Source organism: Streptomyces sp. NPDC005070 (assembly GCF_053600395.1).
The window spans coordinates 1-20,302 of record NZ_JBSFZS010000130.1 but is presented as its reverse complement, the minus strand read 5'-3'; the positions used below and the strand labels follow the sequence as shown (position 1 = coordinate 20,302).

Genomic DNA, 20,302 nt, shown 5'->3' with positions numbered 1-20,302 from the left:
CGGTGGCGAACGCCGGGAAGGCCTCCGCCAGTTCGCGGCCCATGCCGGCTCGCTGGCTGCCCTGGCCCGAGAAGAGGAAGGCGAGCTCGCCGCGCGGGCCGGTGCGGCCCGTGGTCAGTGCGGCGTCGATGCCGCCGGTGGACAGCTCGCGCAGGGCGCGCAAGAAGTCGTCGCGGTCCTCGCCCACGACGACCGCCCGGTGTTCGAAGGCGGTCCGGCCGGTGGCCAGCGACCAGCCGACATCGGGCAGGGCGGGACCGGGGCGCACCTCGGCGTGTGCGAGGAGGGCGGCGGCCTGGGCGCGCAGCCCGGACGCGGTCTTGGCGGACAACGGCCATAAGGTCGGAGCCGCGCCCGTACCCGCTTCCGCGGCTGTGCCCGGACTCGCCTCCGCGGCCGCACCCGCCGCCGTCGCCACCGTCGCCCGGTGTTCCGCCAGCACCATGTGGCAGTTGGTACCGCCCATGCCGAACGAGCTGACGCCGGCGAACAGCGGGCGCTCCTCCTGGCCCTCCCACGACGTGTGCTCGGTCTGTACCCGCAAGTTCAACCGGTCCAGTGGGATCGCCGGGTTCGGCGTCTCGAAGTTGAGGCTGGCGGGCAGTTCGCGGTGGCTGAGCGACAGGGCGGCCTTCAGCAGGCCGGTGATGCCGGCGGCACCCTCCAGGTGGCCGACGTTGGTCTTGGCCGAGCCGACCCGCAGTGGGCGGCCGGGCTCACGTCCCGCGCCGAGCACCGCGCCGAGCGCGGCTGCCTCGACGGGGTCGCCGACCTTGGTGCCGGTGCCGTGCAACTCCACGTAGCCGACGTGGGCGGGGTCGATCCCGGCCCGCTCGTAGGCGAGACGCAGCACCTGTTCCTGGCCCGCCTGCAGCGGCACGGTCAGCCCGTCGCCGCCACCGTCGTTGTTGACCGCGCTGCCGCGGATCACGCAGTAGACGGGGTCGCCGTCCGCGACGGCCCGGGCGAGAGGTTTGAGCACGACGATGCCACCGCCCTCGCCGCGGACGTAGCCGTTCGCGCGGGCGTCGAAGGTGAAGCAGCGGCCGTCGGGGGACAGGCCGCCGAACTTGGCGGCGCCCATGGTGCTCTCGGGGACGATGTTGAGGTTCACGCCGCCCGCGAGGGCGATCGTCGATTCGCCCTTGCGGAGGCTCTCGCAGGCGAGGTGGACCGAGACCAGAGAGGAGGACTGGCCGGAGTCCACGGTCAGACTGGGACCGTTGAGCCCGAGGAAGTACGAGACCCGGTTGGCGATGATGCTGCGGTGCAGGCCGGTGACGGTGTGCGGGGAGATGGCGGTGAGCCCTGAGCGGTGGTGCAAGGTCGCGTAGTCGTCCCAGATGGCGCCGACGAACACCCCGGTCCGGGTGGAGCGCAGCGTCCCGGCACGCACGTGCGCGTCCTCCAGCGCTTCCCAGGCCAGCTCCAGCACAAGCCTCTGCTGCGGGTCCATGGCGGCGGCCTCCTTGGGGGAGACTCCGAAGAACCCTGCGTCGAAGTGGCCGATGCGGTCGAGGAATCCGCCCCGTCGGATGTCGGTCCTGCCGGGTGCGGACGGGTCGGCGTCACCCACCGCGGCCGCGTCCCACCGGTCCGGGGGGACTTCGGTGACGGCGTCCGCGCCCTCGCTGAGCAGCCGCCAGAAGGCGGCTGGGTCGGCGGCCCCGGGCAGTCGGCACGCCAGGCCGATCACAGCTATGCCATCGGCCGAATCCGCCGAGGCCGAACCGGACCGATTCACCATTCCGCTGAGCTCGGACTCGACCATATTGCGCTCCACCCACCCACACAGAGAATGAAAAGGCACAGCACCGTGCCGGCCACGGCACAGGCGATCGGCTCGACCGGGCAGCAACAAGTTGCGGTGTGGCCCTAGTTTCGGTCCCGCAGCCGCGCTCCGCCGCTGCAGCGGATCCGCTTTAGGGAAATCCCCAATGGTCGACGTGCACGGGCATTTGACAGCCGGGGATCTCTAAGGAGAACCCCAGGGACAGTCGTGGGAGAATTGCGGGTTGTACAGTCGCCCCCAATTCCCCTCTGCCGATGAGGCCCCAGGTCTTTCATGGTGCATTTGACATGCGCTTCCGGTCAGCACCAAAGCAGCACGGGAGGCAGCACCGCACCGTCACATCGCCCCGAACTGCGCGTCCCGTACAGCACTCGCTCCGATCAACTACGGGCCCCTGAACCACCCTTCCATGAGCCGGCATGGTGGCCGCACGCACAGGCTCACCCGGAACTATGTTGTCCCACCACATGTGCGCCTGAACTGGCTGTTCCTACGGTGTGCCGACACGTACCCGTCCCCACCGCACACGAGGAAGTGGCGCACATGGCCTCCGCAGCATCCGCTCCCCCGACATCCGCCAACCTGAAGCGCATCGTCGCCGCCAGTCTCATCGGCACCACCATCGAGTGGTACGACTTCTTCCTCTACGGCTCGGCCGCCGCCCTGGTCTTCAACAAGCTGTTCTTCCCCGACTCCGACCCGCTCGTCGGCACGCTGCTGTCCTTCCTCACCTACGCGGTCGGGTTCGCGGCCCGGCCGCTGGGCGCGCTCGTCTTCGGGCACTACGGTGACCGACTCGGCCGCAAGCGGCTGCTGGTGCTGAGTCTGCTGCTGATGGGCGGGGCGACGTTCGCGATCGGTCTGCTGCCCACGCACGCGACCGTCGGCGCGGCGGCTCCCGTCCTGCTCACCACCCTGCGTCTGGTGCAGGGCTTCGCTCTGGGCGGCGAATGGGGCGGCGCGGTTCTGCTGGTGTCCGAGCACGGCGACGCCAAGCGCAGGGGGTTCTGGGCGTCGTGGCCGCAGACCGGCGCTCCGGCCGGTCAGCTTCTGGCGACCGGTGTCCTGTCACTGCTCACCGCCACGCAGTCGGACAGCACCTTCCTCTCCTGGGGCTGGCGCATCCCGTTCCTCCTCTCCGGGGTACTGGTCGTCGTCGGTTTGTGGGTTCGTCTGTCTGTCGATGAATCGCCCGTGTTCAAGGAGGCGCTGGCGCGGTCCGAGGCCCGCAAGTCGGCCGGAGCCGACGAGCCGGAGCAGCTCCCGCTGGTCTCCGTCCTGCGTCACCACTGGCGTGACGTGCTCGTCGCGATGGGCGCCCGTATGGCCGAGAACATCAGCTACTACGTGATCACCGCCTTCATCCTCGTGTACGCCACCACCTCCGCCGGCCTCTCCAAGCAGACCGCGCTCAACGCCGTTCTCGTCGCCTCGGCCGTGCACTTCGCCGTGATCCCTGCCTGGGGCGCCCTCTCCGACCGCATCGGCCGCCGCCCCGTCTATCTGCTCGGCGCCGCGGGTGTCGGCCTCTGGATGTTCCCGTTCTTCTCGCTCATCGACACCGGCGGCTTCGCGAACCTGGTCCTCGCCGTCACCGTCGGCCTGGTCCTGCACGGCGCCATGTACGCGCCCCAAGCAGCCTTCTTCTCCGAGATGTTCGCGACCCGGATGCGCTACTCGGGTGCCTCCATCGGGGCCCAGTTCGCCTCCGTCGCGGCGGGCGCGCCCGCGCCTCTCATCGCGACGGCCCTCCTCTCCTCCTACGACAGTTCAACTCCCATCTCCCTGTATGTGATCGGGGCGGTCGTCCTGACCCTGATCGCGGTGGGCTTCGCCAAGGAGACCCGCGACCGCGACCTGTCCGCCGTCGACGCCGTGACCGAGGACCGGCCGGCTCCGGTCGCGCCCGCGGATGCCCACACGGTCTGACCCCGGCCCGCAGTTCCTGATCCCCGTACGCGATGCCGTGTGCGGGGATCAGTTCGGTCCGTCCGACGACAACCAGTGCAGTCTCAGGGCCAGTTGGATCTCCAATATGCGGGCCGGGCTCTGCCAGTCGTCCCCGAGCAGACGCCCTACCCGCTCCAGCCGCTGCGCCACCGTGTTCACATGGACATGCAGGGCGTCCTTCGTGCGGGCCGGGCTCATCCCGCTGGCGAAGTACGCGTCGAGGGTGCGCAGCAGGTCGGTGCCGCGCCGTTCGTCGTAGGCGACGACCCCGCCGATCGTCCGGGCCACGAAGCCGGATATGTCCCGGTCTCCGGCGAGCAGCAGTCCGAGGAAGCCGAAGTCCTCGGCCGCCGCGCCGTCCCCGGTCCGGCCGAGCAGGCGCAGCGCTTCCAGGCAGCGCTGCCCCTCCGTGTAGGCCGTGGCCACCGCCTCGGGCTGCGCGGCGAGCCGGTCGAAGGGCGCGGAGGCACCTACGGTCACCGCCTCCTGAACGGCGGTGCCCAGTTCCTTGGCCGTGCGGCGAGCCAGTGTCGTCGCCGTGTCACCGGGTCCGAGCGGGAGCAGCAGGACGGTGCCTCCGTCACGGGCGGCGGCCAGTCCGTGGCGGGTGGCGGCGAGATGGGACGCGGCCGACCACAGCCGTCTGCGCGCGCCCGCCTCTTGGCCGGCGTCGGCGGCCAGGACGTCGAGCCGGGCCGCGAGCACCACATGGGGTCCGTCGAGATCGGCGTACAGCCGCGCCGCCCTCGCCCGGAGCAGCCCCGGATCGCGGTCCCGACCCTCCAGCAGGTCGTCCAGCAGCTCACCGCGCACCCTCTGCTCGGCTTCGGAGGCCGACCGTCTGGCGAGCAGGAGCAGTGAGGTGACCATCGCGGCGCGCTCCAGGGTGCGCTGGTCGACGGGGTCGAGGCCCGGATGCCCGCGCAGCACCAGCGCGCCGAGCAATTCGCCTCCCGCCGCCACGGCGGCGACCCAGTCGTCGCCGTGCCGTACCGCGTGGCCGTCGGCGCGGGCCGCTTCCACGGCCACCGTCGGTGTGCTGCCCGACTCCGTGAACTCGACCGTGCCGTCCAGGACTTCGGACACCGCGGCGGCGACGTCGTGGACTCCCCCGCCGCGCAGCACGAGTTCGGCCAGCCGGTCGTGGACGTCCGAGGCGCGTTCGATGACCGCGCTGCGGTCCTGGATGATCTCGTTGGCCCGGCCCAGGCGGTCCAGGGCGGAGCGCGTCTCGGTGAGTGCGTTCGCCGTGTCGATGGCGGCCGCGGCCAGGGCCGCGAAGGAGCCGAGCAGGGCGATCTGTTCGCGGTCGAAGACCCGGGCCCTGCGGTCCGCGGCGAACAGCACGCCGATGACCTGGGGCCCGATCATCAGCGGCACACCGAGGATCGCGACGAGCCCCTCGTCCTGTACGCCCGCGTCGATGGTCCGGGTGTGCTGGAAGCGTTCGTCCTTGAAGTAGTCGTCGGTGACGTACGGGCGGGCGGTCTGTGCGACGAGTCCGCCCAGCCCCTCTCCCATGCCGAGCCGCAACTGCTGGAAGCGCGCGGCGACCGAGCCCTCGGTGACACGCATGTAGGTGTCGCCCCTGGTCGCGTCGTTCAGGCTGAGATACGCGATGTCCGTGCCCAGCAGCGACCGGGCCCGCTGCACGATCGCTCGCAGAACGGCGTCGAGGTCCCGCAGGCCCGCGAGGTCGTGCGCGGTCTCGAAGAGCGCGGAGAGCTCGGCCTCGCGGCGGCGCCGTCCTTCTATCTCCGTGCGCACGCGCAGCGCGAGCAGCTTGGCCTGTTCGAGCGCGGCGACGTGCCGGTCGGGCAGGCCCTCGGCGCGGGCGAGCAGCACCGGCTGCTCGTAGGCGTCGGCGGTCGCTCCTCGGGCCAGGAGTTCCAGGAACGGCGCTTCCACGCTGTCGGCGGAGCGCTCGGCTGATGGCAGGTGATCGCTGGGCATGGCAACAGGATCGCGCATATGCGGGTCGGCGCCCCGGCCCTGTGGACAACTGCCCGCGAGGCAGCCCCACGGCCCTGTGGACAATCATCCGCGGGGGCAGCACCTCGGCCTGGTGGACAACTCGTCCCCGCCTCGAAGGCGGCACGCTTCGCGGGCGGGAGGGGGAGGAGGCTGCCGGGCTCCGGCTCAGTGCGCGGTCCAGCCCCCGTCCAGCGCCAGCGAGGTTCCGGTCATGAACGCCGCCTGCGGTCCGCAGAGGTAGGCCACCGCTTCCGCGACCTCCTCCGGCTCGATGAGCCGTTTGACCGCGCTGTCCCGCAGCATGACCTCGGTCAGGACGCGCTCTCGGGGGATTCCGTGCGTGCGCGCCTGATCGGCCAGTTGTTTCTCGACGAGTGCGGTACGCACATAGGCGGGGTTCACACAGTTCGAGGTGACTCCGTGGGGCGCGCCTTCCAGGGCCGCGGTCTTCGAGAGTCCTTCGAGTCCGTGTTTCGCGGCGACGTACGCCGACTTGAACGCCGAGGCGCGCAGTCCGTGGACCGAGGAGACATTGACGATGCGTCCCCAGCCCTGCCCGTACATATGAGGTAGGGCTCCGCGGATGAGCCGGAACGGCGCTTCCAGCATCACGGTCAGCACCGTGCGGAAGACGTCGGGCGGGAATTCCTCGATGGGGCGGACCAGTTGCAGTCCGGCGTTGTTCACGAGGATGTCGGTGCCGGCCGCGGCCTGTTCCGCCGCGTCGAGGTCGGTGAGGTCGAGGACGTGCGGCTCGACCGTCCCGGCCAGGCCGTGCGCCCGCTCGGACAGGGTCCCCAGACCTTCGGCGTCCCGGTCGACCGCTCTCACCTTGGCGCCGGCGGCGGCGAGCCGCAGCGCGCAGGCGCGGCCGATACCGCTCGCGGCTCCGGTGACGAGGGCGGTGCGTCCGCCGAGGTCGAGGGGGAAGGCCTGGGGGCCCGGGAGAGGGCTGGGCGCGGTCATGCCTCGACCCTAGGCAGCGCCCAGATCCCGTCCGATGTGGTCAGCGCACACACTTCATCCTCAGGTCATGGGCTCGAACCATGTGGGTTCGTCGAGCAGCGCCTGCTTGATCCGGACGAGGGCGTAGTCGTCCAGTTTCGGCAGCGCGTCCACGGTGAACCAGCCGACCTGGAGCGACTCGTCGTCGTTCACGCGGGCTTCACCGCCGACGGCGCGGCAGCGGAGCGTGGTGTCCATGAACTGGCAGACATCGCCATTGGGGAAGGTCACCTGCCCCCCGGCCTGGATCATCACGACGCGTTCGACCTCGACGTGGACGGCCGTCTCCTCGTACACCTCGCGCACCGCGCAGGCGGCGGGCTGCTCCCCCGGCTCGGGGATGCCGGAGATCAGCGCCCACTTGTGGCTGTCCGAACGCTGGCCGAGCAGGATCCTGCCCTCGTCGTCGAAGACCACGACGCTGACGCCGGGGAGCCAGAGGAGCTGGTGGCCGGCGAAGGCCCGGATCTCGCGGATGAAGTCGGGAGTAGGCATGCCCCGACCCTATCCGCGCGACTCCGGCGCCCCACGCGCAGGCGGCCCGCGGGTGCCGCCTGCACCCTCCGTCGTGATCGGCCGGACAAGTCCCGGCTAGGCGCCGGTGTTGCGCCGCGAGCGGAGCGCCGTCGTGGCGGCCCAGCCGAGGCCGCCCGCCGCGACGAGCACCAGGATGATCTCGGGGACGATGCCGAGCCTGGTGGCCGGGGTCTCGGAGGAACGCAGCGGAACCTTCTGAACCAGCGAGTCGGCGACGAACATCCCGGTCCTCTGGGTGATCTTCCCGTCGGGCATGATCACGGCGCTGACACCGCTCGTCACGGGCACCGTGACCGTGCGGCTGTGCTCGACGGCGCGGACGCGGGACATGGCGAGCTGCTGGTAGGTCATCTCGCTTCGGTCGAAGGTCGCGTTGTTGCTGGGCACCGAGATGATCTGCGCGCCGTCGGTGACGGTGCTGCGCACGGCCCAGTCGAACGCCGCCTCGTAGCAGGTGACCAGCCCGACGCCGGTGCCGTTCATCGTGAACACACCCGGCTCCGTGCCGCGGCTGAAGTCCTGGCGGACCATGCTGGTCCAGTTCTTGTTGATGGCATTGAGCAGCGGACGCAGCGGAAGGTACTCGCCGAACGGCTGGACCTGCCGCTTGTCGTAGGTGTCCACCGGACCCTTCTCCGGGTCCCACAGGATCTGCTCGTTGTAGAGCTTGCCGTTCCGCTCGACGACCGCGCCGACGGAGACGGGGGCGCCGATCGCCTTGGCCGCCTGGTCGATCACGATGCTCGCGTCGGCGTTGGCGAAGGGGTCGATGTCGGAGGAGTTCTCCGGCCACAGCACCAGGTCGGGCTTGGCGACCTTGCCCGCCTTGACCTCGGCGGCCAGGCGCTCGGTCTCGCGCACGTGGTGGTCGAGGACGGCGCGCCGCTGGGCGTTGAAGTCGAGTCCCGCGCGCGGGACGTTGCCCTGGATGACCGCGACCGTCGCGGTGCCGTCCTCGGCCTTGTCGCTGACGAGCATCCGCGCGGCGAGCGCTCCGACAACGGGGACGGCGACGCTGAGCAGGGCCACGACGGCCGCGCCGCGGCGCAGGCCACCGGTGGCGCGCCGTTCGACGGCGAGACGGACGATCTCGTAGAGCCCGAAGCCGCACAGCACGACGCCGAAGCCGAGGACCGGGGTGCCACCGACCGCGGCGAGCGGCAGGAAGACACCGTCGGCCTGTCCGAACGCGATCTTCCCCCAGGGGAAACCGCCGAAGGGCGCACGCGCGCGTGCCGCCTCTCCGGCGATCCAGAGGGTGGCCGCCCACAGCGGCCACCCGGGCAGCCGGGAGACGAAGGTGATCCCCGCGCCGACCAGCGCGACGTACACGGCCTCCACCGCGACGAGCGCGAGCCAGGGCCCTGAGCCGACCTCGACGCCGGTCCAGACCAACAGCGGGAGCAGGAATCCGAGGCCGAAGAGGTAGCCGAGGCCGAGTCCGGCCTTCCAGGAGCGACCGCGCAGGATCCAGCCGAAGACCGCGAAGGCCGGCAGGGCGAGCCACCACAGGGTCCGTGGCGGGAAGCTGACGTACAGCAGCACTCCGGAGAGCGCGGCGGCGGCGGCCGGAACAAGGCGACGGACCAGGGCGGACCCGCGCAGGGCGGGCGCGACCTGGGGTTCGAGCTGTTCCGGCTCGTCTACGGTGGTTGCGGTGGCGGTCACTCGGGGAGTGTACGGCGCCTGACCTGGGCGCGGACAGTTCGGTCCGCTGGGTCCCGGTGGACGGAACACCCTTGACAGGTCGCCTCGCACGGACCTGCCGCAACGTTCCTGCACAACGGTCCCCAAACGGGCGCATCACCCGTTACGGTGTGGCCGAGCCTCTGACGTGCGGCCTGATGCGGTGACGGCGCCCGGGGCGGGCACAGTCGGGGGGCGACGGGGGTGGGTTCCGCGGGGATGACGTCCACGGCCGAAGAGATGGCCACGGGCGAAAGACGCAGCGCGTCGGACGTCGTCGGCATGGTCGTGCTCGTGGCCTGCGCCGCCTGGTCGCTGATCACGGCGGCGGCGCACGAGGGCAGGCCCGAAGGCATGCTGCTCGCGGTGCTCGCCGTGACGGCGGGCTACGCCGCGGGGCGGATCTCCGGGGCGCTCCTGCCGGTGGCCGCCCCCTGCGCCGCGGCGGCGGCCGGACTCGGCCTCGCGATCGCCACGCCCGGCCCGCAGATCAGCCTCCAGCTCGGTCACACCGGTGCCACGGCCGCCCTGCTCACCCTCTCCTGCGGCGCCGCGTGCTGCGCGGCCTGGGCCGCGCGCGCCTCCGCCCTGCGGTTCGCGCTGCGTCTGGCGGCCGCCGGGACCGCGGTGACGGCGGCACTCCTCGGGTCCACCACCGGAGTCGTCACCTGCACCGGGGTCCTGCTCTGTTCGCTCGCCACCGCGCGGGTACGCCGCCGGGCCCTCGGCCTCACGGCGTTCGCGGCCGGGACGGCTCTGGTGACCGGGACGGCCTGGGCGATCGGCGAGAACGCGCTGCCGGGCGGACTGACCGCCTCCCTGGAGGGACTGCTCACCGAGCACCGCGTTCTGCTCTGGCACGACGCCCTGCGCATGGCCCGCGCCGAGCCCGGGCTGGGGGTCGGGCCCGGCCGCTACGGAGCGCTCAGTCCCACGGTCGCCCAGTCTCTGCTGCCGGACGGCAAACCCCACTCCGCGCCCCTGCAGCAGGCCGCCGAGCAGGGGCTGACCGGAGTGGCCCTGCTCGCGGCGGCGTTCTGCTGGGTCCTGTACGCGCTGCTGCGCTCGCCGCGCACCACGCCGATCGTGCTGACGGCGGGCGCGGCCCTGACGGCGGTGGCCGCGATAGCGTCGATCGGCAACGCGCTGAGCTTCATGACCGTGACGGCGGGTGCGGGACTGCTGGCCGGGTTCGCGACCGCACGGCCCCTCGCCCCCGCGGAGCCGGACGGCGTGCCGGACCGAGCCAGGCACCTCGACGGCCACTTCGACACGTGAGCGACGCCCGAGCGTGCCGTCAGCGCGCCACGCCGGTCGTGTCCGGACGCAGCCGGCCGCGGATGATCCGGACCGCCGCCTCGGCGTTGTCCACGGTGATCGTGAACGAGTGACCGTCACCCAGGCGCAGCACCATGCCCTCGCCGCGCCGGACGACGACGGCGGTTCCCTGCTCGGGCCGCCAGCGATACCCCCAGCCACCCCAATGACGCGGGGTGACCTGGGGCGCGAAGTCGGCGCCGACGACCGTGGAGAGCGGGATGCGGCGGCGCGGCAGCCCCATGTGGCCGCAGCGCACCTCCAGACAGTCCTCGTCCACCCGCACGGCGACGTGTACGAAGGCGAGCGTGCCGAAGAGAATGAGCAGTCCGGCGGCGATGCATCCGACGACGGACATGACCAGCGGTGCCGTTCCCGACGTCCAGCCGGAGCTGACGGCCAGCTCGATCCCGAGAGCCAGACAGGCCATGCCGCCCAGGGCGGGCAGCCACTGGACACGGTTCCTCGCACGCCCGGTCCAGATCGCCGGGTGCGGGGAGGTTTCGCCGTGGGGGTGGTCCCTCATGCCCATGAGAGTACTCAGATTCCGCTCTGCGGGCACCGGGTCGCGGAGCGTCACTCGGCCGGGTGGACGAGGGTCCCACCGAAGGTGTCACCGTGGTGACCGAATGTGCCCGTGGAGGGGGTGTCCGCCTGTGTTCCACGAGTGTCCAGGGTCGGACGTCCCCAAACGGGACGGCGCCGGGACGGTGAGGTGAAGTGAGGGGCGGGGTTCCGTCGCTCAGCGTGCGGGGCTGACCGCCGACAGGATGCGGCCTTCCTCGTAGGTGAGCGCCGTTGCGGGCAGCGCGCCCTCGCGGCCGCCCTGAAGCACGACGACCGTGGAGTCCGCGGGGGCTCCGGGGTCCGGCAGCTCACCGATGCGGCGCAGTGCCTGGGCGGCGACCGCTCCGGCGGAACCGTGCAGCACGAGCGGCGGGTGGCCGGGGCGCTGCACGGCGGCGCGGATGCGCTCGGCGACGAGCTCGTAGTGGGTGCATCCCAGGACGACGGCCGTCACGTCCTCGGGGGTGTGCGCCGCGGCCGCCTCGATCGCCGCGTCGATGGCCGCCTGATCGGCGTGCTCGACGGCGGCCGCGAGGCCGGGACAGGCCACCTCGGTGACCGCCACTCCGGCGGCGAACTCCTCGATCAGTCCGCGCTGGTACGGGCTGCCCGTGGTGGCGGGGGTGGCCCAGATCGCGACGGGTCCGCCGCCCGCGGCGGCCGGCTTGATGGCCGGAACGGTGCCGATGACGGGCACCTCCGGCTCGAGAAGGGCGCGCAGGGCGGGCAGGGCGCGTACGGAAGCGGTGTTGCAGGCGACGATCAGGGCGTCGGGCCGGTGCAACGCGGCGGCCTCGGCGACCGCGAGGGCACGCGCGGTGACGTCTTCCGGTGTGCGGGGTCCCCAGGGCATGCTGCCCGGGTCGGAGGAGAGGACGAGATCGGCGTCGGGCCGCAGTCGACGCACCGCGGCGGCAGCAGCGAGCAGTCCGATTCCGGAGTCCATGAGCGCGATCTTCACCCGGTCACCATAGACGATCCGTGTTGACGGGCGACCTCGGTGGGGCAGACTGCGGCGGGTGAGCGCCCTCCTGTGGATCGCCGTCGGATCACTGGCAGCGTGGCTGTGGCTGCTGCTCGGCCAGGGCTTCTTCTGGCGTACGGACGTACGGCTGCCCGCCTGCCGTGAGCCGTCGGACTGGCCCTCTGTCTGCATCGTGGTCCCGGCCCGGGACGAGGCCGCCGTCCTGCCGGAGAGCCTTCCCTCGCTCCTCGCCCAGGACTATCCGGGGCGGGCCGAGATCTTCCTCGTCGACGACGGCAGCTCGGACGGCACGGGCGAGCTGGCCCGTGCGCTGGCGCGGCGGCACGGCGGGCTGCCGCTCACCGTCGGCTCACCGGGCGAGCCGCCGGCCGGCTGGACAGGCAAACTGTGGGCCGTGCGCCACGGCATCGGCCTGGCCCGCGCGCGGGACCCCGAATTCCTCCTGCTGACCGACGCCGACATCGCGCACGCCCCGGACAGCCTGCGGCTTCTGGTGGCGGCGGCGCGCACAGGTGGCTTCGACCTCGTCTCGCAGATGGCGCGGCTGCGGGTGGAGAGCCTGTGGGAGCGGCTCGTCGTGCCCGCCTTCGTCTACTTCTTCGCGCAGCTCTACCCCTTCCGCCGCATCGCCGCGAAGGGCTCGCGGACGGCGGCCGCGGCGGGCGGATGCGTCCTGCTGCGCACGGACACCGCCGAGCGGGCACGGATCCCGGACGCGATCCGGCATGCCGTCATCGACGACGTGGCGCTCGCCCACGCCGTCAAGGGGAGCGGCGGCCGCATCTGGCTGGGCCTGGCGGAGCGGGTGGACAGTGTGCGCCCCTATCCGCTGCTGCGAGATCTGTGGCGCATGATCTCGCGCAGCGCGTACACCCAACTGCGGCACAGCCCTCTGCTGCTGGCCGGGACGGTCGCCGGGCTCGCCGTGGTGTATCTGGTGCCGCCGGTCGCCCTGGTGGCGGGCCTCGTCGCCGGGAGCGCGTGGGCGGCCACCGCCGGGGGGCTCGCCTGGCTGGTGATGACGGCGACCTACGGACCGATGCTCCGGTACTACCGGCAGCCCCTGGCGCTCGCTCCCCTGCTGCCGGTCACCGCGTTCCTCTATCTCCTCATGACGGTCGATTCCGCCGTGCAGCACTACAGGGGACGCGGTGCGGCCTGGAAGGGCCGCACCTACACGCGCCCCGGCGCCGCCCTCGACGAGAGCTGAGGACGGGTCATTTCCGGCCGGGCGTCCAGTTCATGCCCCAGCCGTACACGTGGTCGACGGTGCGCTGCGGACTCACCCCGCGCGCGGGCACCAGGTACCGGGCCTCGCGCTGGACGACGAGGTCGGCGCCGTTGCCGGTGATGAGGGCGAGCGCGCAGACGGTGGAGGGCACCGTGCACTCGTCGAGCGAGAAATCGATGGGTGCGCCGTTCTGCGGCTGGAGGGTGACCGTGGCGTGCAGCTCGGCGAAGGAGCGCGCGCCTTCGTAGATGGTCACGAAGATGAGGATGCGCCGGAAGCTCTGCTTCTGATCGAGGTTGATAGTCAGGTTCTCACCACTGGCCACGGCCCCGGTTCGATCGTCACCGTCGAGATGTATGAACGGCGGCTGGTGCAGGGCCCCGAAGGCGTTGCCGAGCGCCTGCACGACTCCCTTGCGGCCGTCGGACAGTTCGTACAGCGCGCACAGGTCGAGGTCGAGGTCCGCGTGCATGGCGACGGCCCGGCCGCGCTTGCTGCCCCAGCCCGAGAACTGTTTGCGCACTTCCCAGTTGAGGTTCACGCGCATGGTGCCGCCCGTGCCGCCCTGTTTGGAGAGGGAGACCGAGGGCGCCTCCTTGGTCAGCGTGACCTTGGAGAGGCGGACGGGCACCGGAGGGGCCATGGGCGGCCGGGGGGCCGTGGGTGGCGGCACGGTGACGGGCGGGGCGACCGGCGGCGGCACGGTGACCGGGGGCGCGACGGGGGGCGGGGGCCCCTGTACGAGGGTGGCGGGCCCCTGCGGCGCGGCGGTGGGAGGCGCCACGTGCTGCGGCTCGTCCACCGTGATGCCGTAGTCGGTGGCCAGCCCTTCGAGGCCGCTTCCGTAGCCCTGTCCTACGGCGCGGAACTTCCAGGCGCCCTGGCGCCGGTAGAACTCGCCCAGGACGAAGGCGGTCTCCACGGTCGCGTCGGTGCTGTCGAATCGGGCGATCTCCGTCCCGGCCCGTGCGTCGAGCACCCGGATGTACAGCCCGGGTACCCGCCCGAAGGAGCCGCCGTCGGCCGAGGCGGCCAGGACCACGTTCTCGACCACGGGTTCCACGCGCGCGAGGTCGACGGACAGCGTGTCGGTCACCTGGCCGGCGTCGTTCCGCTTGCCCTCGTAGCGCACGGCGCCCGAGGAGTGCGCCGGCTGGTTGTAGAAGACGAAGTCGCCGTCCGATCGGACCTTCCCAGCCACCAGCAGAAGGGCGGACGCATCGACGTCGGGCACCCCCTGTCCTGAACGCCACCCCAATTCCACCTTGAGTGCGCTCGTCGGGACAGGAACATTAGATCCCTTAGGCATTGACATGTACGCCCCCATCACGTGTCTCCGCGCCGGTGCGGGTCCCGAACGGACCCCCGGCTCCGCTCCCGCCAAACCTAATCCCCAGGTCCGCCGACTCCCATGGCTCTCGCAGGAAGATCCTGGTCAACCGCCGGTAACCCGTCCGAGGCTGGGCCTTTACACGATCTCAACCATCTTTGACGTCCTTTTTTGCCAAGTTCGCTCGCATTGGGGATCCCACGTCACCACGGGCACCGAAAAACAACCCTCTTATCGGTCTCCCCAACCAGCACATCGTGGGCTTAACTTATGTGCCATGACCTCCCCCCGCTCCACCTATGGCGGCGGTTACTACTCCGCCTTCCCTGACACCCCGATCTACGACTCCCTCGTCGCCGAGCGGGGTACCCCTCAGATCGCCCCGATCCGGGTCCCTTCCGCCTACGACTCGGGCATGAGCAACAACCTCCCGGCACTGCCGTCCGCGCTCCCCGCGCTGCCGGCGGGCCCCTCCTCCTACGGCTACCCGCAGGCCCAGCAGCCCTTTCCGCTGCAGCAGGCCCCCGCGCCGTACATCCCGCAGCAGGCCGGCGCGCCCCGGGGCTATCCCAGCCCCCAGCCGCAGCAGCCCCGCCCGATGGCGGCCCCCTCGGGCTTCGAGGCCATGCGCCCCGCGGCTCCCCGGCCCGCCCCCGCTCCGTACCAGGACCCGTACAACGGTCAGCAGTACCGCGGGTACTGACATCACCTAGGGGTTGAGCTGCGGGTTTCTCCTGCCATCAGCCCCTCTGGGCCGTCGTGGGGCCGTCATCGGTGTCCGGGCCGCCCCCGAAGGCCCGGTTCACCGCTTCCCGCGTGCGCTTCTCGCTGCTCGGCATCAGGTGGGTGTAGGTCCGCAGCGTGAAGCCGGGATCGTGGTGGCCCAGGTACTCCGACAGAGCCTTGATGCTCTCCCCCGCGTCCAGCAGGACGGACGCGTAGAAGTGCCTCAGCGTGTGCATGCCGTTCACCCGGGCGCGCGGAACGTTCGCCTTGTCGAGAGCCGGCCGCCACGCCTTCTCGTTGAAGGCGTGGCGGTTTATCGCGCGGCCCTCGGCGTTGCGGAAGAGCACCGCTGCCGAGACCGGGGGGCCGTCGACCGTCCGCCAGGGCAGCGTCACGGCCGCGGGCGGGTAGCGCTCGCTGTGCGCCTCCAGCGCGCGAGCGACCTTCTCGGGCAGCGGGACGGTACGAGTCTTGCCGCCCTTGGGCAGCGCGAACACCTGCCGTCCGGCGATGAGTTTGACCTGCCGGACGACGTGAACGACGCCTTCAGCGAAGTCCACGTCGTCAACCGCCAGGCCGAGCACTTCGCCCTGCCGCATGCCGCAACCGCCGGCCAGATCCACCATGGCCCGGTACCGCTCCGGCAGTCCCGAACGCACCGCCAAGACGCGCTCACGCCCCCACGGCACGATCCGGCGGGGTTCAGGCTTGGGCGCCTTCACGGACGACGAACGGCATGGGTTGTGCGGGATCAGGCGATCGTCAACGGCAGCCGCCAGCATGGCGTTGAGGTTCGCGAAGATGACCCGCTGATAGGCGGAAGACAGCCTCCCGTCTTCGAGCTTCCGCAGCCACTCGCGGATGTGGATCGACCGCAGCGAGTCGAGCGAGCGGCTACCCAGATACGGCAACACGTGCAAGCGAATGCGCATCTCGGTGCTCACGAACGTGCTGGGGTCCAGCGTGAGGGAAGCCAACCACCGTTCGGCGTGCTGCCGCACAGTTAGGCGGCCGGCTCGCGGGTCGATGTACTGGCCGCGCGTCATGTCCGTCTCGATCCCGGACAGCCACTTCTCGGCGAGGCGCTTCTGTCCGTCGGGGAAGCTCTTGGACTTCTCAGTCCCGTCGGGACCGATGTACCGGGCCCGGTAGCGCAGGCCGCTGCCGTGGCGGTCGCTCTTGATGCGGACGGTCTTGCCGTCGGAGTTGGTCTCGGTCTTGAACCAGCGGTCTTGGATGTGGCCGGCCATGTGGCAGTGATCCTCTCGACACGCAGCAGGGAGAGCCGCTGACGAGCGGCTCTCCCTGCTGTCTGTGGTGGCTGTTGGGCTAGGCGGCGTCTTGGTCGGTGCTCTTGCGTTCGGCCACATGGGCGAGCACGTCGGCGGGGTCGTAACGGATGTACTTCCCGATGCGGAATCCGGGCGGGCCGACGCGCTTCTTGCGCCACTGGTAGACGGTCTCTTTGGGTACTTCGAAGATCTCGGCGATGTCGTCGGGGGTGAGGTACCGGTCGGGTAAGCCGCCGCGGAGGGTGGCGCGGGGGTCGGGTTGAGCGGAACGGGGTCGGCTCATGGGGTCCTCGGGAGTCGAGTGACGGTTCTGTTGGCGCCGGGGCGGGTCGGGAGCCCGCATCTGTCCGAGGTTCGGATTTCTGCGTCACTGCGTCATCAGCGTCACTCAGGGCTCTGACCTGTGGTTTTGGGTGACGCGGCGGATCCGGTCTGCGTCACCGGTGCGTCATCGGCTGCGTCACCGGGTGACGCAGGTGACGCAGGATGACGCAGAGCCAGCCGTCTGCGTCACCGCTGTTGGCACAGGTCAGCAGCCGTCTTCCGGGTCGGGTGACGCAGGTGACGCAGCGTCTTCCTACTTAGGACAAAGAGGGGGCTGTCTGTAGTGCTTGGGTTCGCCTTACAGAGCGGATAAGGAGCCGCTGCGCGGCGCGTCCTTGGGGCGGCGTTCCGCCGAACAGCAAGAGGAGCACGCGCTGCCGGGGCCGGTGCTCTTCTTGCTGTTCGCTTGAGCGTACGGAGCGTGGGTCAGAACGCCTGCGCCTGCTCGTGCGGAGGCAGGATCAGGGCGGCCGTGCGGATCATTTCGAGGTAGCGGCCCGCCTTGGTGCGGCCCGAGTCGATGAGCACTCCCCGGGCCGCCAGGGTGGGTTGGAGGCGCTTGAGCCGGTCGGAGAGGACTTTGCCGGTGGTCGGCCAGCCCTTGGGCAGGGGACGGCACTCGTCGCCGGTGTAGAGGCTGCTGAGGCAGGACAGCCACTCCGTGGACGTCATCTGTTGCGCGGCGCCCGGTTCGATTGTTTCGGCGTGCCGGAGGACGGTCTGGGCGAGGAGGTCACCCTCGATCACGTCGTCGTTCAGGTCGTCCAGACTGGCCCGGTAGGCGGGGAGCGCCCCGAGTCCGGTGGCGGCGTCGAGCTGCGCGCACAGGTGGGCGAAGTCCGCCATGCGCAGATCGGTGGGGGTCTCTGCCTCCACGGCACGGACTTTGACGGTGAGGTCCAGGAGCGAGCCGAGGACCACGGGCAGCACCTCGGCGTAGTCCGCCCACAGTTCGGCCTCGGTGCGCCGTACCCGGGGTCGTTCCAGGCGCAGGGGCAGGAGTCGTTCGGCGAGGTCGGGTCGGATGACGCCGACGTCGATGCCGGTCAGGAGCAGGGGCCGACGGTAGCCGACGCGGAAGACGTCCCCGTCGGTGAACAGCGCGCGCTTGACGCTCTCGGCCCCGGTGACGATGCAGCACATCGCGTCCGAGAGGTCCGGCGTCATGTGGGAGAGGTTGTCGAGCGCGGTGATCCATCCTGCGGCCACGGCCGCGATCAGGTTCTCCTCGTCCTTCGGTGCCCGGCGCAGGTCACCGCTCATGCCCTCGATGATCCGGGTGAGCATCCGGCCCCCGGTGGACTTGCCCGCGCCCTGAGGCCCCGTGAGGAACGGCGCCGGAACGGGCACCGACGGACCGAGGCAGCCGATGAGCCACGCGATGGCCAGGCACTCGGTCTCCGCGGTGGCGAAGTTACACAACCGCATCAGCAGATCGATGCCCTTGCCGTCGGTGTCCTTCGTCGGCAAGGGCAGTTCCCCGGTGAGCTGCGTGCGCCGCCAGCAGACCTCGCGGGGGTCGGGAACGGTAATGTCCCAGCCGGTGGGGTGGATACGGACGGACTTGCCGTCGTCCCGTCCCAGGTCCAGCCACGTCGCCCCGTCGAAGCCGGGGGCCACGCGGATGTGCACCGCGTGCGTGTCCTCGTACAGCGCGAGTGCTTCGATCAGGTCCAGTGCCTCCTTGAGCGCGGTTCCGTTGAAGACGCCGACCCCGTCCCGGTACATGCCGACAATGAGTTCCTGCCGGTGGCTGCCTGTCGTGCCCTGCGAGCGCATCGGACGGGCCACCGGGTGGCCGTTGCGCTGCGCGTACACGGTCCCGTCCGTGGTGCGGAAGTACCGGAAGTGCGCCTGCGCGTAGTCCGCGATGACCTCGCGGGCCGGGTTCTTGTCGTCCTCAGCCATGGCTCAGTCCCAACGTGGTCAGGGCGTTGGTCCACGCGTCCGTGCAGTGCCGTACGGTCTCGCCTTTGGCCTGCGCGGCGGTGAACAGCCGCGCGGTGTGCGCCTCGGTGAGGCAACCGCACCGGCCATGCGTGGACAGCACCGCAAGGAACGTCCGGTAGACGGTCGCGTGCACCGTCTCACGGGCCCCGGCGATGCGCTGCTCCGCCATAGCGATGCCCCGGTCCAGATAGGTGGGTGCGCGGTGTGGGCACGTCTCCCGCTGGCCTCCCAGGGGCACTGAGAGACCCTGGGGAGCCCTGTGGATGGCGGACGGCTCCTTTACTGCCAGGGCGTGCACAGCGTCTGTAAGAGCGGCCGTGGCGCCCGTGCCGGGTCCGAGCCAACGGGCGTACGCCATGAGGGATTTGATGTCGACGCCGGGTCGGACTGCGTTGGCGGACTGCATGGTGCCCCGGTAGATCCAGTGCTCGCCCCTGGTCGTCGGCACGGTCCGGGTGGCGGGCAGGGTCTCGCGTGCGCACGCGATGGCGTCCGGGTTGTCGAGATCCACGACGGTGAGTCCGGCGCCGCCAGGGTGGTAGGCCACTCCTGCCGCTTCTCGCCATGCTCGTGCCCACGTAGGGGAGTCGATTACGCCGGGGGCTGTGGCGGCGGCGGCCCAGCCGTGGCACGGGTACGGGCAGCGGCACGGTCCAGGGGTCTTCATGTTCGGTCGGCCGCCGCAAGCGTTCTTCGTACAGGTGCGGCAGTTGCCGAACGGGACCTTGCCCGCCCGCAAGGGCAGAACGGGGACCCGGCGGGCGGCAAGAGCGAGCGCGGTCTCCAGGTGGCTGGCGGTGGTCATGCGGCGGTCCTCCCTTCCAGGGTGAGGAACTGGGCGGCGATCCACTGGGTGTAGGCGGGGGGTACGGCTTTGCGTGCTTCGAGGCTGGTCATCCAGGTGCAGCCCATGGCGTCGGCGTAGGCGCGTTCGCCCTTGTGCTCGAAGGCGAGCAGGCTCTTGCGGTGCCAGCACGGTGCGACCAGCTCTCCGCCTCCGCCCCAGGACGTCTCAAAGACGCGGTGCCGGCGGATGTTCAGCCCGAACTGGGTTCCGCACAGCAGGTAGTCGGGGCGCAGGATGCCCGCGGTCGCGGTCTCGGGGACGTTCTCGATCACCCACGGCCGACCGGTGGCTTGCATGACCTGGCGGCCGGGGCCGATCAGGGCGGGGTGGTTGTCGGGGTTGCCGCGCCAGCGGGTGACGGTGGCGTAGCGCTCGCAGGGCCAGGAGCCGTGGACCAGGTCGAAGCTGTGGCCGTGGGCGGCGGTGTAGTCAAGGGCGTCGGCCCGGACGAAGGGGAAGGGGTAGTTGGGCTGCGGGTGGATGTCGACGCCGACGATGTTGAACCCGGCGAGGTAGTAGCCCATGGAAAGGCCACCAGCGCCGCAGCAGACGTCCAGGACCCGCAGGCCGTTCGGGCGCCGCAGCGGCAGCACACGCGCGTTCACGCCGCCACCCCCAGATGGGCCGGGGCGAGGTGGGTGAGCGCGGCTGTGCCGATGTGCTGGGTGTAGCCGGGCGGGATGCATTCGCGGACGCCGTCGCGGTTCATCCAGGGCACGCCCATGACGCGGCGGGCCAGGTCGACTCCGGAGAAGTTGCCGACGAACTGCCCGTAGTGACCGGGCGGGA

At 71.1% G+C, this 20,302-nt stretch carries 17 protein-coding genes and 1 pseudogene; 4 read left to right on the top strand and 14 right to left on the bottom strand.

What is annotated here, in order from left to right:
* Positions 1-1,747 (bottom strand): type I polyketide synthase (locus ACWEBX_RS31165; RefSeq protein ID WP_451888134.1); only part of this gene is annotated, 1,747 nt, incomplete at its 3' end.
* A 588-nt stretch (positions 1,748-2,335) separates the two neighbouring features.
* Between ACWEBX_RS31165 and ACWEBX_RS31160 the strand changes: the two genes are divergently transcribed.
* Entirely contained in the window at positions 2,336-3,721 is a 1,386-nt protein-coding gene (locus ACWEBX_RS31160) for an MFS transporter (protein WP_451888132.1), read from the top strand.
* Between the two features lie 48 nt (positions 3,722-3,769).
* On the opposite strand, the gene ACWEBX_RS31155 is transcribed toward ACWEBX_RS31160, so the two are convergent.
* The 4 genes from ACWEBX_RS31155 to lnt all read right to left on the bottom strand — a co-directional run bounded on the left by ACWEBX_RS31155 (position 3,770) and on the right by lnt (position 8,926).
* Positions 3,770-5,695, bottom strand: coding sequence for a helix-turn-helix domain-containing protein (locus tag ACWEBX_RS31155; protein WP_451888131.1), 1,926 nt, complete (start codon positions 5,693-5,695; stop codon positions 3,770-3,772).
* 186 nt (positions 5,696-5,881) lie between these two features.
* Positions 5,882-6,682: a 3-hydroxybutyrate dehydrogenase gene (locus tag ACWEBX_RS31150; protein ID WP_451888130.1), complete on the bottom strand. Its 801-nt coding sequence runs from the start codon at positions 6,680-6,682 to the stop codon at positions 5,882-5,884.
* Positions 6,683-6,742: 60 nt separating this feature from the next.
* The gene (locus ACWEBX_RS31145; protein ID WP_451888129.1) at positions 6,743-7,216 is read right to left on the bottom strand and encodes an NUDIX hydrolase; all 474 of its coding nucleotides are present in this window, start codon (positions 7,214-7,216) and stop codon (positions 6,743-6,745) included.
* A gap of 96 nt (positions 7,217-7,312) precedes the next feature.
* On the bottom strand, positions 7,313-8,926 hold the full coding sequence (gene lnt, locus ACWEBX_RS31140; protein ID WP_451888128.1) for an apolipoprotein N-acyltransferase: 1,614 nt from the start codon (positions 8,924-8,926) through the stop codon (positions 7,313-7,315).
* Positions 8,927-9,163: 237 nt separating this feature from the next.
* Here lnt and ACWEBX_RS31135 point away from each other — a divergent pair, with 237 nt between their 5' ends.
* On the top strand, positions 9,164-10,222 hold the full coding sequence (locus ACWEBX_RS31135; RefSeq protein WP_451888127.1) for an O-antigen ligase family protein: 1,059 nt from the start codon (positions 9,164-9,166) through the stop codon (positions 10,220-10,222).
* A 19-nt stretch (positions 10,223-10,241) separates the two neighbouring features.
* Here the strand turns inward: ACWEBX_RS31135 and ACWEBX_RS31130 are convergent, their stop codons facing one another.
* Positions 10,242-10,787 carry a hypothetical protein gene (locus tag ACWEBX_RS31130; RefSeq protein ID WP_451888126.1) on the bottom strand — a complete coding sequence of 182 codons (546 nt, stop codon included), beginning with the start codon at positions 10,785-10,787 and terminating at the stop codon, positions 10,242-10,244.
* Between the two features lie 216 nt (positions 10,788-11,003).
* Entirely contained in the window at positions 11,004-11,789 is a 786-nt protein-coding gene (locus ACWEBX_RS31125; protein WP_451888125.1) for a glutamate racemase, read from the bottom strand.
* 58 nt (positions 11,790-11,847) lie between these two features.
* Between ACWEBX_RS31125 and ACWEBX_RS31120 the strand changes: the two genes are divergently transcribed.
* Positions 11,848-13,023, top strand: coding sequence for a glycosyltransferase (locus ACWEBX_RS31120; RefSeq protein ID WP_451888124.1), 1,176 nt, complete (start codon positions 11,848-11,850; stop codon positions 13,021-13,023).
* A gap of 7 nt (positions 13,024-13,030) precedes the next feature.
* Here ACWEBX_RS31120 and ACWEBX_RS31115 read toward each other — a convergent pair whose 3' ends face one another.
* Positions 13,031-14,359, bottom strand: a complete 1,329-nt coding sequence (locus ACWEBX_RS31115; protein ID WP_451888133.1) for a TerD family protein — start codon at positions 14,357-14,359, stop codon at positions 13,031-13,033.
* A 292-nt stretch (positions 14,360-14,651) separates the two neighbouring features.
* Between ACWEBX_RS31115 and ACWEBX_RS31110 the strand changes: the two genes are divergently transcribed.
* Positions 14,652-15,077, top strand: coding sequence for a DUF6643 family protein (locus tag ACWEBX_RS31110; RefSeq protein WP_451888123.1), 426 nt, complete (start codon positions 14,652-14,654; stop codon positions 15,075-15,077).
* 37 nt (positions 15,078-15,114) lie between these two features.
* On the opposite strand, the gene ACWEBX_RS31105 is transcribed toward ACWEBX_RS31110, so the two are convergent.
* From ACWEBX_RS31105 to ACWEBX_RS31080, 6 genes and pseudogenes are all read right to left on the bottom strand, one after another.
* Positions 15,115-16,350 (bottom strand): tyrosine-type recombinase/integrase, encoded by a 1,236-nt coding sequence (locus tag ACWEBX_RS31105; RefSeq protein WP_451888122.1) that lies wholly within the window; start codon positions 16,348-16,350, stop codon positions 15,115-15,117.
* A gap of 79 nt (positions 16,351-16,429) precedes the next feature.
* The gene (locus tag ACWEBX_RS31100; protein WP_451888121.1) at positions 16,430-16,675 is read right to left on the bottom strand and encodes a helix-turn-helix domain-containing protein; all 246 of its coding nucleotides are present in this window, start codon (positions 16,673-16,675) and stop codon (positions 16,430-16,432) included.
* A gap of 467 nt (positions 16,676-17,142) precedes the next feature.
* Complete coding sequence (locus ACWEBX_RS31095; RefSeq protein ID WP_451888120.1) at positions 17,143-18,624, bottom strand: ATP-binding protein; 1,482 nt, start codon at positions 18,622-18,624, stop codon at positions 17,143-17,145.
* Entirely contained in the window at positions 18,617-19,471 is an 855-nt protein-coding gene (locus ACWEBX_RS31090) for a bifunctional DNA primase/polymerase (protein WP_451888119.1), read from the bottom strand. Before ACWEBX_RS31090 ends, ACWEBX_RS31095 begins: the two co-directional genes overlap by 8 nt.
* Positions 19,468-20,118 (bottom strand): class I SAM-dependent methyltransferase, encoded by a 651-nt coding sequence (locus ACWEBX_RS31085; protein ID WP_451888118.1) that lies wholly within the window; start codon positions 20,116-20,118, stop codon positions 19,468-19,470. Before ACWEBX_RS31085 ends, ACWEBX_RS31090 begins: the two co-directional genes overlap by 4 nt.
* Positions 20,115-20,302: pseudogene (locus tag ACWEBX_RS31080) on the bottom strand (SAM-dependent methyltransferase); the annotation flags it as partial. The gene ACWEBX_RS31085 and the pseudogene ACWEBX_RS31080, both read right to left, overlap by 4 nt.